This is a genomic window from Allobosea sp., assembly GCF_035944895.1.
Classification (GTDB): domain Bacteria; phylum Pseudomonadota; class Alphaproteobacteria; order Rhizobiales; family Beijerinckiaceae; genus Allobosea.
On sequence record NZ_DASZAT010000002.1, the window covers coordinates 26276 to 39919 of the forward strand.

General features: G+C 68.1%; 10 protein-coding genes. 7 read left to right on the plus strand and 3 right to left on the minus strand.

Translation table 11 applies throughout. The annotated features are described in order from the left end of the window. The first annotated feature begins 33 nt into the window (after positions 1-33). Positions 34-951, plus strand: coding sequence for a DMT family transporter (locus VGV58_RS00365; RefSeq protein WP_326871975.1), 918 nt, complete (start codon positions 34-36; stop codon positions 949-951). A gap of 12 nt (positions 952-963) precedes the next feature. On the opposite strand, the gene VGV58_RS00370 is transcribed toward VGV58_RS00365, so the two are convergent. Genes VGV58_RS00370 through VGV58_RS00380 form a run of 3 tightly spaced genes read right to left on the minus strand, consistent with a single transcriptional unit; the run spans position 964 to position 3392 of the window. Beyond that, positions 964-1743 (minus strand): hypothetical protein, encoded by a 780-nt coding sequence (locus tag VGV58_RS00370; RefSeq protein WP_326871976.1) that lies wholly within the window; start codon positions 1741-1743, stop codon positions 964-966. A 1-nt stretch (position 1744) separates the two neighbouring features. Continuing rightward, on the minus strand, positions 1745-2959 hold the full coding sequence (locus tag VGV58_RS00375) for a PAAR domain-containing protein (RefSeq protein WP_326871977.1): 1215 nt from the start codon (positions 2957-2959) through the stop codon (positions 1745-1747). A gap of 1 nt (position 2960) precedes the next feature. After that, complete coding sequence (locus VGV58_RS00380; protein WP_326871978.1) at positions 2961-3392, minus strand: hypothetical protein; 432 nt, start codon at positions 3390-3392, stop codon at positions 2961-2963. 158 nt (positions 3393-3550) lie between these two features. Between VGV58_RS00380 and tssK the strand changes: the two genes are divergently transcribed. Genes tssK through VGV58_RS00410 form a run of 6 tightly spaced genes read left to right on the plus strand, consistent with a single transcriptional unit; the run spans position 3551 to position 13588 of the window. Beyond that, complete coding sequence (gene tssK / locus VGV58_RS00385; RefSeq protein WP_326871979.1) at positions 3551-4888, plus strand: type VI secretion system baseplate subunit TssK; 1338 nt, start codon at positions 3551-3553, stop codon at positions 4886-4888. Further along, positions 4885-6432, plus strand: a complete 1548-nt coding sequence (icmH, locus tag VGV58_RS00390) for a type IVB secretion system protein IcmH/DotU (RefSeq protein ID WP_326871980.1) — start codon at positions 4885-4887, stop codon at positions 6430-6432. The genes tssK and icmH overlap by 4 nt, the downstream gene beginning before the upstream one ends. Before the next feature lie 32 nt (positions 6433-6464). Then, positions 6465-10127 carry a type VI secretion system membrane subunit TssM gene (tssM, locus tag VGV58_RS00395; protein WP_326871981.1) on the plus strand — a complete coding sequence of 1221 codons (3663 nt, stop codon included), beginning with the start codon at positions 6465-6467 and terminating at the stop codon, positions 10125-10127. Between the two features lie 13 nt (positions 10128-10140). After that, the gene (gene tagF, locus VGV58_RS00400; protein ID WP_326871982.1) at positions 10141-10833 is read left to right on the plus strand and encodes a type VI secretion system-associated protein TagF; all 693 of its coding nucleotides are present in this window, start codon (positions 10141-10143) and stop codon (positions 10831-10833) included. After that, the gene (locus tag VGV58_RS00405; RefSeq protein WP_326871983.1) at positions 10830-11627 is read left to right on the plus strand and encodes a PP2C family protein-serine/threonine phosphatase; all 798 of its coding nucleotides are present in this window, start codon (positions 10830-10832) and stop codon (positions 11625-11627) included. Before tagF ends, VGV58_RS00405 begins: the two co-directional genes overlap by 4 nt. Beyond that, positions 11624-13588: a serine/threonine-protein kinase gene (locus tag VGV58_RS00410; RefSeq protein ID WP_326871984.1), complete on the plus strand. Its 1965-nt coding sequence runs from the start codon at positions 11624-11626 to the stop codon at positions 13586-13588. The genes VGV58_RS00405 and VGV58_RS00410 overlap by 4 nt, the downstream gene beginning before the upstream one ends. Positions 13589-13644 lie beyond the last annotated feature (56 nt).

The following is a 13644-nucleotide window of genomic DNA, read 5'->3' on the forward strand; positions in this document are numbered from 1 at the left end:
CGCCAGCGCCGCGGAATCGGATACGGTCGCGATATGTCTCGTTTTCCCGATCAGGCGCATTCCAAACGGCGCGACGAAGCAATCGGCCTGCTGCTCATGGCGACGGCAATGCTGATCATCCCGAGCTCCGACGCCATCGCCAAATATCTCAGCGGCACCCACTCCCCGGCCTTTCTCAGCTGGGTGCGCTATGTCGCGGCGCTCGGCTTCATCCTGCCGGTTGCCTTGCTCCAGCGCGGGCGCACGACAGAGCCGGCGCCCGCTCCTTCATCACACGGCCGATACTGGCTCGCCCAGATCGCGCGCACCGCCTTCCTGGTCGCGGCGATGACGCTCTATTTCGTGGCGATCGCGCGCATTCCGCTGGCCGATGCGCTGGGCGCCTATTTCATCGCCCCGATCGTGGCGACCTTGCTCGCCGCGATCGCGCTGCGCGAGCGGCTCGATCGCCGGAAGCTGTCGGCGGTGGTGCTGGGCTTCGTCGGCGCCATCCTCGTCGTGCGCCCGGGAGCCGAGACCAGCACGGACACGCTGATCGCGCTCGCTTCCGGCGCCTGCATGGCCTGCTATCTCGTGCTGACACGGGCGACGGCGCAGGGCAGATCGCCGGTTTCAACGCTGACGACCCAGCTCGTGCTCGGCATCCTGATGCTGATGCCTTTCGCGGTGCTGCAATGGACCATGCCGACGCGCGAGGGCCTGCTGCTCATTCTGCTGATGGGCCTCGTCTCGACGCTCAGCAATCTGATGACGATCAGCGCCTTCCGCCTGGCGCCCGTCGCGACGCTCTCGCCCCTGGTCTATCTCGAGCTGATCGGCGCCACGGCCCTCGGCTTTACCCTGTTCGGCGACCTGCCCTCGCCGATGACCTGGGCCGGGATCGCAGTGATCGTCGCAGCCGGGCTGATCGTCGCGACGGCGCCGTCGGCCGCACGGCGAACTCCGTCCTGACCCGCAGCGCCGTCAGTTCACCAGCGCATTCAACGCCGCGACGACGGCCCGCGGCTCGATCTCGCGCGGCATCTCGTCGAAGGCGACGCGATAATAGTCGAGCATGCTGAGCTGCTCGAAATTGTTCCAGGTGTCCTCGTCATTCATCGCCTGGCCGCGCTCCTCGAGATTGAGGATCATGCCGTAGTCGTCGGGGCCGGTGCCGTAGGTCAGCGGCGGCGGCAGCGACTCGGTACGCAACTCGTTCTCGGCGGCAGCGATCGCCGCGAGCGCGCCCGGCACCCAGGCGCGATGATAGGCGTTGGAGACATCGCGCTCAGGCTCGCCCGTGCCGGTCAGTACGGCGCGGCAGGCGGAGGCGAAGGCCTCGACCATGCCGTTGCGCTCGGCCAGCCGGTCGGCCGCGTTGTAGTTGGCGTGGATCGGATCGACATAGGCGAACTCGTTCTGCAGCAGCCGTGCCGGCTCGCCCTGCAGGAAGAGCCAGGGATAGGTGTTGTCGATCAGGATCTGCCCCGGCAGCAGATGCGCCGCCTGGTTCTCGCCGGACGCGCTGAAGAACTGCTGCTCGGCGCCCTTGCAGGTCACGTTCGGATTGGCCGTCAGCGGCAATCCCGGCCGATCCGGCATCCGGATCGCCGCCATGTAGACGAGCACCTTGGCGACGCGGGTGTTGCGCGAGCGCCCGTGCCAGAGTGCCTTCTCGGTGTCGGACGAGAAGCGCTGGACCCGCAGCAGGCGGAAACGCTCCTCGGCTGCCACGGCGCGGTCGGGTGAACGGCGACGCCCCATCTCAGCCGCCGATCAGCACGGTCGGCTCGCCCATGGCGATCTTGTTCGGCGGGCCGACCGCTTCGATGATCGTGTCGCCCATGCGGCAAAGCGGCAAGCCGTTCACCAGTACAGTCTGCGAGCCGTCGATCACCACGCCCGGCCCGTGCGGCGGGATCGGCAGCGGCGTCGCGCAGGTATGGATGTCGGCCCCACCGGCAGCGCCGGAGATCATCGAGCCCATGCTGGTTGCGGCTGTCGCCTTCGCAGTCTCCTCGGCCACCTTCGCCGCCGGCGCACCGGGTGTGCCTGCGGCGGCCAGCGTCGCCGCTTCGGCCACCTGGATCGCCGCATCGGACGTGGCCTTTGCCGACTGGATCGCCGCCGCGGCGCCGGCCGGCACGCCGCGCCAGGCGGGCTTGCTGCCGATGATCACGTTGAGGCTTCCGGGACCGATGCTCAGCATGCCGGGCAGCGGGTGGATGACGGGGTCGAGGACGCGGGCTGCAGGGCGGCCGGCTCCGCCTCCCCCACCTCCTCCGCCGCCGCCTCCACCTCCGCCCGGCGCGGATGCGGAGGGTGGCGCCGGCGGCGTGAAGACTTTTGCGCGCGCCTCGGCCGAGGGCCAGAGCGTGCTGAGGGCCACGTTCGGATTGGGCGGCAGCGACGCGATCTGGATCCCGTTGATCGTCGAACCGGGCAACTTGCCGGCCGCACAGGCAGCCTGAAGCGCCGGGAGCTCGACCGCCCAGAACACCTTCTGGACAGGCCGACCCAGCAGCAGGACAACGTGCCCGGACGCGCCTTCGGCGAATTCGCGCGAAGCTTCACCCCAGAACGAACTCTGCAGCGCCGCCGCATCGCTCTCGACACCGAACATGGCCGCGTTGCCGATGATCGCCGCCGCCTTGTCCGGATGCCCGTCCGGCAGACGACCACCCTGCATCAGATTCTCGACCGCGCGCTTCGGATTGGGCTCGGTGATTCCAGCAGCGCGCGCGACCGCCAGCAGGAAATCGCCATCCGACAGGAAGGTGGCGCGCTCGGTATCGTCGATCAGCGCGTAGCCTGTGCCAGCCTGGCAGGCCCGCTTCGCCGCATCCGAGACGGCGGAATAGAGAATGACATCGGGGCCTGCAGGCGCGGCCGAGACCTGACGCGCCAAGGCGCGCAGCTCGTCCAGGGTCGCTCCCGGCTTGATCTGCGCAATCGCATCCGCGGGGCTGAGCTTGGCCATGTCAGAAGATCTCGACCATCGGATCCTCGGCGACGAAATCGACGCCGCTGATCCTCTCTCCGAACAGCGGCAGCGGATGGAGCATGGCGTAGATGCGCAAGCGTTCCTGGATCCGCGCAAGCATGGTCGGGGTGAAATTCACCGGTGGCAATGGCGATCCGCCGAGCTTGGCGCCGATATGCGAAGCGACGATGCGGTTGTCGTTCGGAGCCGGCCTGCTCGTCGAGAACCGCCAGCCGAAATGGAAGGCCGGAAGCCCCGGCGCATGAACCCGCAGGGCATGCGGGCCGCCCGGATAGAGCATCCGGTTGAGATCGACGATCTGCCAGCCATCCTCGTCGATCGGGAACCGACCGCTACGATCGTAGTCTGGCGCCTGGTTCTGGTTCATCCTGCTGCCCCAATAGGCGACGGCCGGTCGGCTGCGCCTCACGCTACATCCATCTGCGCGCACTTGCGATCATTTCGCAGCGCCCCGGCGAAATGCGCCCTGAATCCGGCAATGGTCGAGGCATCGATGACATTGCAATGGTGACGCTCGGGAACGAGCCGTATAGTGTCCTGGATAGGCCTTGAGATAGCGAGAACTGGATGTCGTGGTATAGTAAGGTCGTCTGGTCCGAAGGCTTGTTCCTGCGGCCGCATCATCTGCAGCAGAACGATCGCTATCTCGAGAATCTGCTGGAGAATCGCGTCCGGCACGTCACGCCTTATCCGTGGGGGTTCTCGGTGCTCGAGATCGACCGCGACCTGGCGCAGCAGAGCCGCATCGGCCTCCGGCGCGCCGTCGGCGTGATGCCGGACGGCACGCCCTTCGCCATGCCGGACAACTCGCCTTTGCCGCCTGCCATCGAGGTGCCGGAGAACGCCGCCGGCCAGATCGCCTGGCTGTCTCTGCCGCTCGCCGCCTCCAACACCCGCGAGGTCGAGGACAGCCTCAACGGCTCGGCCAGCCGCTTCTACCCGGCGACCGAGATGCTGATCGATTCGACCGCCTCGCTGCGCGTCGACGAGGAGATCGACATCGCCCATCCGCGCTTCGGCCTGGAGCTGCGCAAGACCGGCAAGCCCGGCTATGTCGGCCTGGCGCTCGGACGCGTCCTCGAAGTGCGCGACCGCGCCATCCTGTTCGACGAGAAATTCGCCCCGCCGGTGCTGTTGTGCTCGGCCCATCCGGTGGTCGACGGCTGGATGGACCGCGTCATCGGCTGGATTGACAACAAGCTGGAAGAGCTCGCCCGCTACGCCGCCGACCCGACCGCCGGCGGCGGCCTGCAAAGCGCCGACTATTTCATCCTGCAATTACTCAACCGGCACATCCCGGTGCTGAAGCACATGCGCGGCTCGCGCTTCGTCCACCCCGAGCGCCTGTTCATCACGCTGCTCGCCATCGCCGGAGAGCTCGCTACCTTCACCACCGCCGAGCGCCGCGCCCGCGAGTATCCGGCCTATGACCATGACGACCTGGAGGGTTGCTTCACTCCGGTGGTGCGCGACATCCAGGACTTCCTCTCGGCCCAGCTCGGCCGCCGCGCAATCCGCCTGGAAATCGTCGAGCGGGCGCAGAACGCCTTCATGTCGACGATCCGCGACCGCGCGCTGATGCGCAATGCGACGCTGATCCTGGAAGTGGCCGCACGCCGGCCCCTCACCGAGATCCAGTCGCAGTTCCCGCATCTGTTCAAGATCGGCCCCAACACCAAGATGAACGAGATCGTCCACGCCCATCTGCCGGGCATCAATCTCGTCCACCTGCCGACACCGCCGCCCCAGATCCGCGCACTGACCGACCACGTCTATTTCTATCTCGACCGCACCTCGCCGCTCTGGCCGGAGTTCAGCACGGCGAGTTCGATCGGCATGCATTTCTCCGGTGACTGGCCCGATCTCGAAATGGAGCTCTGGGCCGTGCTCGAGGGTAGGCGATGAGCAACGACGGCTCCGATCCGTTCGGCCGTTCGGACCGGACCTTCATCCGGCCGAACCCGGCCGGTCGGCGCGTGCCGCCGCCCTCGCGCCCGGCGGAAGCAACCCCGGGCTACCCACCGCAAGGGCAGCCTTATCCGCCCCAGGGGCAGCCCTACCCGCCCCCGAACGCACCCTATTCACCTCCGCCCGCCGGCTATCCGCCGCAGCCCTCGCCCTATGCGCCCTCCGGCGCACCGCAATATCCGCAATCGGCACCTTCGCCGGGCGTGCCGGGCGGCGAGGAGTGGATGTCGCAGCCGCAGCCGCGACCAAGCGCGCCGCCGCCTCCGCCGCAGGGCTATGTGCCGCAGGCCCTGCCCAAGCGCGAGCAGATGCTCACGCCGAACACCAATCCGCTGCTGAAGGCCGCCGGCCCGCTCCTGCTCCTGCTCGGGCGCCTGCGCGCCAACCTTTCCAGGGCGCCGGCGACGCAGATGATCGGTCAGGTCGGCGAGACGATCGAGGCCTTCGACCATGAGGTCCGGGCGGCCGGCTTCACCGCCGAGCAGACGCGAACCGCCAAATACATCATCTGCGCCTTCGCCGACGACATCGTCCAGAACATCCCGGGCGAGGACCGCCATGTCTGGACGCAGTACAGCATGCTCTCGCGCTTCTTCGGCGAGCGCATCGGCGGCGTGCGCTTCTTCGAGGAGCTCGAGCGCGCCAGGAAGGACCCATCGGTCAACTACGACCTGCTCGAACTGATGCATGTCTGCCTGGCGCTCGGCTTCGAGGGCGTGCACCGCACCTCGGCCGGCGGCGCCGCCAACCTGCAGATGATCCAGCGCAACCTGTTCGAGACGCTGCGGCGGGTGAAGCAGCCCGATCCGGAATTGTCGCCACGCTGGCAGGGCCAGGCCCTGACCGCTCGGCTCGCCGGTTTCAAGATCCCGGTCTGGTCGGTCGCAGCCGTCGCAGCTGTCGCCGTGCTCGGCCTCTATTTCATCTTCCGCGCCTTGCTCGGCGGCAATGCCGAGGCTTCGGCCAGCGCACTGCTCACCGTGCATCCCAAGGGCGACATCGAGATCCTCCGCAGGGTCGCCGCCCGGCCGCCACCGCCGCTGCCGCAACCGCCGCCGGCGCAGCAGCCCAAGGTCTGCGCGACCGTGCAGCCGCCGATCACCTGCCAGGTGACGCCGAACCTGATCATCGTGCGCCTGATGGGCATCACTTTGTTCGACCCAGGCCAGGCCGTGGTGCGCGACGAGTTCCGCCCGCTGATCGAGCGCATCTCGGCAGTGCTCAACGAGGAAGGCGGTTTGATCAAGGTCGTCGGCCATTCGGATTCCGATCCGATCCGGTCCGCACGCTTCCCCAACAACCTCGAATTGTCGAAGGCGCGCGCCGTCGCGGTCGGCAGCCTCCTGAAGAGCAAGTTGAAGCAGCCGGACCGCATCAGCACCGACGGCAAGGGGGCCGACGTGCCGATCGACACCAACGCGACCGCGGCCGGCAAGGCGAAGAACCGACGCGTCGAGATCCTGATCCAGCGCAACGGCTAGGACCAGGTGACGATGCAGGAGACGGATAGACGATGAATCTCGCGACGTGGCTCAGGATCGCAGCCATCTTCGTCGGCGCGCTGGCGCTGACGCTGCTGATCTGGTTCGGCGGCCCCTTCGTCGCCTTCGGCGAGGTGCGCCCGTTCGAGTCGTTCTGGGTCAGGCTGCCGATTGCTCTGGTCCTGATGCTCGGCGCGCTCGGCTGGATCACCTGGATCGTGATCAAGCGCCGCCGGGCCGTCGCCGCGCTCTCCGAGGCGATGGCGAAGGAGGAGGCCCAGACCGGTGACGGCGCGGCGCTCTCTGCTGCCATGCGCGATGCGCTGGCGACGCTCCGGCGCACCCGCGGCAAGGATGGCGGCGACTATCTCTACGACCTGCCCTGGTACGTCATCATCGGCCCGCCGGGCGCCGGCAAGACCACCGCGTTGGTCAATTCCGGGCTGAAATTCCCGCTCGCCCGCGGCGGCCAGACGCCGGCGGCCGTGGCCGGCACCGGTGGCACCCGCTATTGCGACTGGTGGTTCGCCGAGGACGCGGTGCTGATCGACACCGCCGGGCGCTACACCACGCAGGACACCGATACGCGGGCCGAGCGCACGAGCTGGCTCGCCTTCCTCGACCTGCTCAAGACCAACCGCCCGCGCCAGCCGATCAACGGCGTCATCGTCGCGATCAGCGTCGAGGACCTCCTGACCTCCTCGCAGGAGGAGATCGTCGCCCATGGCGATGCGATCCGCGCCCGCCTGCTCGAGCTCAACGAGCGGCTCAAGGTCGATTTCCCGGTCTATGCGGTCTTCACCAAGGCCGATCTGATCGCCGGCTTCAACGAGTTCTTCGCCGCGCTATCCGAACCGCAGCGGCGCATGGTCTGGGGCCATACCTTCCAGACCGTCGACAAGACCCGCAATATGATCGGCGACGTGCCGCCCGAGTTCGACGCGCTGATCGAACGCCTGAACGAGCGCCTCTCCGACCGTCTGCAGGACGAGCACAACCCGACTTCGCGCGCCAAGCTCTTCGGCCTGCCGAGCCAGATGGCGACGCTGAAGCCTCTCATCATCGACTTCCTCGGCCGCGTCTTCGAGCCGACGCGCTACCAGTCGAGCGCCACCTTGCGCGGCTTCTATTTCACCTCCGGCACCCAGGAAGGCACGCCGATCGACCAGCTGATCGGCGCGCTCTCGCGCAATTTCGGCAGCGACCATGCCGATTCCGGCTCCTATTCCGGCCGTGGCAAGAGCTTCTTCCTGACCGACCTGATCCAGAAGGTGATCATCGGCGAATCCGGGTGGGTCTCGACCGATTTGCGCGCCGCGCGCCGTTCCACCCTGCTGCGCATCGCCGGCTTCAGCGCGATCGCGCTGGTCTCGCTGGCGCTCGGCGGCATGTGGTGGACGAGCTATGCCCGCAACAGCGACCTGATCAACCAGACCAATTACGGCCTCGCCGATTATCGCTCCAGTGCCGCCCCGGTGCTGCAGGAGACAACCCTCTCCGACCGCAATTTCAGCCGCATCCTGCCGTTGCTGCACAAGCTGCGCCACATGCCGGCCGGCTATGCCGACAAGGACGAGCCGACGCCGGTCGCCGCCACCTTCGGCCTGAGCCAGCGCGAGCGCCTGCAATCGGCTGCGCAGGAGAGCTACCATCAGGCGCTGGAGCGGCTGCTGCGCTCGCGCATCATCTTCCGGCTCGAGGAGCAGCTCGAGGCCAACGTCAACAATCCCGGCTTCATCTACGAGGCGCTCAAGGTCTACCTGATGGTCGGCGGCCGTGCGCCGCTCGACCGCGACCTCGTCCTCGCCTGGATGCGGCAGGACTGGGCCGAGAACCTCTTCCCCGGCGCTGCCAATGCCAAGGGCCGCGAGGCGCTGGAAGAGCATCTCGTCGCCCTGCTCGACCTCGACGACGGCGGCGAGCCGGTGGTCAAGCTCAACCAGCCGCTGATCGAGAGCAGCCAGCGCACCTTGCGCCGGCTCAGCATCGCCGAGCGTGCCTATGAACTCCTGCGCACGCAGGGGCGCAACGCTGCTCGCGACTGGGTCGCGGCGATCCGTGGCGGCTCGGATGCGCGCCTGGTCTTCGAGGGCGTTGCCGGCGAGGACCTCGACTCGATCCGGGTGCCGTATTTCTACACCTATGACGGCTTCCAGGGCGCCTTCGTCGACCGTCTCGGCGATATCGGCGAGCGCATCGAGAAGGAACGCTGGGTGCTCGGCGACAATGCCGACCAGGCCGCGATCACCTCGCAATATGCCAGCCTGTTCCAGGACCTGCTCAAGCTGTATTCGCGCGACTTCACCGCCTCCTGGCAGAAGGCGCTGCGTCGCCTGAAGCTGCGGCCGCTCAATGCCGACAAGCCGAAATACATCGCGCTCTCGGCCATCTCCGCGCCGACCTCGCCGTTCAAGCAGTTGCTCGAATCGATCCGCGACGAGACGCAGTTGACGAAAGAGCGAGCGGCGAAGCGGGCCTCGGCTCAGCAAGCCGCCGAGAAGATGGCAGGGCAAGTCGCCGACAAGGCCGCCAAGACGCTTGAAGAGCGCGCCAATTATTCGCTCAGCCGCCTCGGCACCAGCCTGCCGCTCAGCGCCCCCGGCGTCGATCGCGTCATTGCCGGCGGTGGTGGCGGCGAGGCGCTCGGCGCCAATATCGAGGCGCAGTTCAAGGCCTTCCACGTTCTGGTCGAGGGCGATGGCGGCAAGCGGCCGGTCGACCAGGCGCTGCAGATCTTCGCCGAGATCAACCAGAACCTCGCAATGGCCGCGACCACGCCGGCACAGGCTGCCGCCGCCAATGCGGCGCTGGTGCCGCTGATCGCCTCGCTGCGCGGCAACTCCTCGCGCTATCCCGCGCCGTTCGACGCGATGATCGTCGCCGCAGTGAACGATTTCGAGGGCGACGCCACCGGCGCGACCGTCTCGCTGCTGCGCCAGGCGCTGGCCAGCGAGGTCACCGGCCGGTGTTCCAGCCTGCTGGCCAATCGCTATCCCTTCGCCAAGGGCAGCACCAGCGAGATCGGCCTTGCCGACTTCGCCCAGCTCTTCGCGCCGGGCACCGGTGCGATGGACAAGTTCATGAAGGAGCGGCTCGACCCCTATATCGACAAGTCCGGCCAGAACTGGAGCTGGCGCCAGGACAGCCGCGTCGCCCGCGCCCTCTCGCCGACGACCTTGCGCGAGTTCCAGCGCGCCAACGACATCCGCGAGGCCTTCTTCCCGACCGGCGGTAACCTGCCGAACTTCCAGATGGTGGTGGTGCCGACCACCCTCTCCTCCGACGCCTCAGGCGCCAAGCTCGAGATCAACGGCTTCACTGTCGCGAGCCAGCAGGGCGTCAACACGCCGACGCCGGTGATGTGGCCGGGCGGCGGCCTCGCCAAGACCTCGATCACGCTGACGATCGGCGGCGGCGCGGCCAACAACAACGCCGGCGGCATCTTCGGCGGCGGCTTCTTCTCCAACAGCCCGACGCCGGCGGCGCCGACCGAGGCGAAGATGTTCGACCGCACCGGCGTCTGGTCGTTCTTCCGCCTGCTCGATGCCGGCTCGGTGCTGCGCCAGGGCGACAATGTCGTCTTCACGCTCGCGGCCGGCGGCCGTCAGATCGGCTACCAGTTCGGCGTCGGCTCGCTGAAGAACCCGCTGGTGCTGCCGGCGCTGCGCGAAATCCGTTGTCCGGCGGGGATTTGAGATGGCGTGCGGGTTGTTCGGGAAGCTTCCGGGCAAGCGGGATTTCATCGCGCTGAACGCGCCGACGGCCTTCCTCTCGGCCTATGAGCGCTGGCTCCAGGGCGGGCTCACCGCCAGCCGGGTCGAGCTCGGCGGCAGCTGGCAGGATGCCTTCCTCAACGCGCCGATCTGGCGCTTCTGGTTCGGCAGCGCCTTCTGCGGCACCACGGTCGCCGGCGCCTTCATGCCGTCGGTCGACGGCATCGGCCGCTATTTCCCGCTGACGGTCTTCGCCCTCGCCGGCCCCGGCGCCGCGATCCCGCCGCCCGAGCTCGACCCGCAGGATGCCTGGTTCGCCCAGGCCGAGGATTTCCTGCTGCGCGCCCTCGAGCCAGAGGCGAGTTACGAGGCCGTCGCGCATGCGCTGGGCGGGCTCGCTTTGCCCAATGACGATCTCAAGGCGGCCCCGCCCGCCGACATGGTGCGCCTGTCCGACGGAACCATCGTCAGCGCGCTCGATTCCGCGACCTTCCCGTCCAGGCTCTCGGCGCTGCGCGTCGAGGACCACACCCGTGCCTATGCCCATGCCAGCTATCTCTGGACCATCGGCGGCGACGACTTCGAGCCGCTCGCTCTGGTCGGACATGGCCTGCCCAGCCCCTATCTCTTCACCGGTCTCCTGACCGGCCGCTTCGACGCTTTCCTCGGCGCAGGATCGACGGCATGAACGAGCACCGCACCGGCTCCAGTTTCGAGACGGGCGCGGTCAGTCACGCCGGGCGCGTGCGCAGCCACAACGAGGACAACCTGGTCGTCCGGCCAGAACACGGGCTCTGGGCCGTAGCCGACGGCATGGGTGGCCATCAGAACGGCGCCATGGCGAGTGCGACCGTGGCGGCCAGCCTGTCGGCCATCGACGCCGCCGGCTCGGCTGCCGAGCTGCTCAATAGGCTCGAACGCGGCGTGGTCGAGGCCAATGCGGAACTGCGCCGCAAGATCCGCGAGCATGACGGCGCCACAATGGGCGCGACGCTTGCCGTGCTGCTCGCCCATGATCGTCATTTCGCCTGCGTCTGGTGTGGCGACAGCCGGGTCTATCTCGTCCGCAGCGGGCAGATCACCCAGGTCACCCGCGACCATACCGAAGCCCAGGACATGATCGAGCGCGGATTGCTCACCATCGAGGAGGCGCGGACCTGGCCGCGGCGCCATGTCATCACCCGCGCCATCGGCGTGCATGACCGGCCCGAACTCGATATCGACCATGGCGAGCTCGAGGGCGGAGACATCTTCGTGCTCTGCTCGGACGGGCTCACCGACCATGTCCGCGACGAGGAGATCCTGCGTGCAACTGTGGCGGCTGGCGCCCAGGCCGCCTGCGATGCCCTGCTCGCGCTGACGCTGGAGCGCGGCGCCACCGACAATGTCACCGTGATCGTGGTGCGCTATCATCACGACGGCGGAACCGAGAAGACGCGCTGGGTGCCGAACATGCGCCAGCGCAGGAGCGATGCGCCATGAGCGATTCCGACCGCACCGTCTTTCTGCCGCGCACGGGCCTGGCGCCCGGCGTGCGGCTGAACGGCATCTACGAGATCGAGCGCCTGATCGCCACCGGCGGCATGGGCGAAGTCTATCAGGGCCGCGCCATCCAGACCGGCGACGCCGTGGCGATCAAGATCGTGCGCTCCGACATGGCGCAGGACGCCAATGTCCTCGCCCTGTTCCGCAACGAGGCTTCGGCGCTGCACAACCTCTACAACGAGGCGATCGTCCGCTACTACGTCTTCACCGTCGATCCGGCGACGCAGGCGACCTATCTCGCCATGGAGTTCGTCGACGGCCAGTCGCTCTCCGACCGCTTGAAGCAGGGCCCGCTCCCCTTCGAGGAGGTCGACCTGCTGCGCCGGCGCATCGCGTCCGGCCTGCAGGCCGCCCACATGCTGGGGATCACCCATCGCGACGTCTCGCCGGACAATATCATCCTGCCCGGCGGCCAGGTCACGCGCGCCAAGATCATCGATTTCGGCATCGCCAAGTCGAAGCTGGCAGAGAAAACCGTGATCGGCTCCGGCTTCGCCGGCAAATACAACTACGTCTCGCCCGAGCAGCTCGGCCTCTACGGCGCCGAGGTCACCGGCAAGTCGGACGTCTACAGCCTCGGCCTGGTGCTGGCCGAAGCGCTCGGCGGCCGCCCGCTCGACATGGGCGGCACGCAGATGCAGATCCTGGAGAAGCGCCGCCGCGTTCCCGATCTCACGACGATCGACAAGCGCATTCGCCCGCTGCTGGCGCGCATGCTCGCGCCCGATCCGAAGGACCGCCCGGCCGACATGGCCGAGGTCGCCTCCTGGCAGGCGAAAGGCGGTGCAAGCGCCGCTGGAGGCGGTGGACGCGCCTTCCCCTGGCCGCTGGTCGCCGGGGTCGCCGCGCTGGCGCTGCTTGCCGGGGGCGGGTTCTTCGCCTGGAAGATGCTGGGCGGCAGCACTCCGGTCCAGCAGGCGCTGAACAGCCCGCCGCCAGCCTTGAGCGATGATCGCCCGCCGGGCTCACCGAGCGCAGGATCGAACAGTCCGGTGCCTGAGCTCACGCCCGCAACCCCACCGCCTGCAACTCCGCTCCCCTCGCCGCAGCCGGCCAGCCAGAGCGAGCCGCCCACCCTGCAATCGCCGGCACCTTCCGTTCCCGCTGCGCCGCCGCAACCGGCTCCGTCTTCGCAATCCCCTGCCCCCCCGACACCGGAACTGAACCCGGTCCCGACACCTCCACCGACCACGCCTGCCGCGACGACCGGCCCGAAATCGACGCCGGTCGTTCCGCCGCCTGCTTCATCGGCACCGGAGCCCGAGCCACGCACCTCTGCCGAACGGACGGCGCGCTATGTCGTGGACTACGACGGCGGCGCCTGCTTCTTCCTCTGGCCGACGACGATCGCCGACAAGCGCACCACGGTCGAAGGCTTCGGCAGCACGGCCGAGCCCTTCGTCAGCTTCGACGCCGCCTTCAAGAAGGCGCAGGGCTACGAGGCGCAGATCAGCCTGCGCACCGTCACCACGGCGCAATGCCCGATGGTGGATTTCCTGCGTCAGCTCGGCCGGGGCATCGACCGCAGCCCGGTCATGCAGATCGGCGCCTTCACCATGAAGAGCGGCGACACACTCTCCGGCTCGGTCGAAAGCGACCCTGGCAAGAACCTCGACATCCTGCTGATCGGTGATGACGGGCTGGTCTACAACCTCGCCAACTACACCCGCCGCGAAGGCGGCAAGGCGAGCTTCAACCTGAAGCTGGAATCGACGGCGGCCTCGGGAGCCCCGGTCCGGCCGCAGACCGTGCTCGCATTGGTGAGCCAGGCGCCGCTGCCAGCGCTGTCGGGCCCGAACCCGGCCCCGGCCGGCGACATCTTCCCCGGCCTGCATCAGGACATCGCCCGCGCCGGCGGCAAGGTCGGCGTCGGCATCAAGTATTTCCGGATCGAGTGATTGCCGGAGGCGTCATTCTCGGGCGAAGCGAAACGCAGACCCGGGCATGACACGAG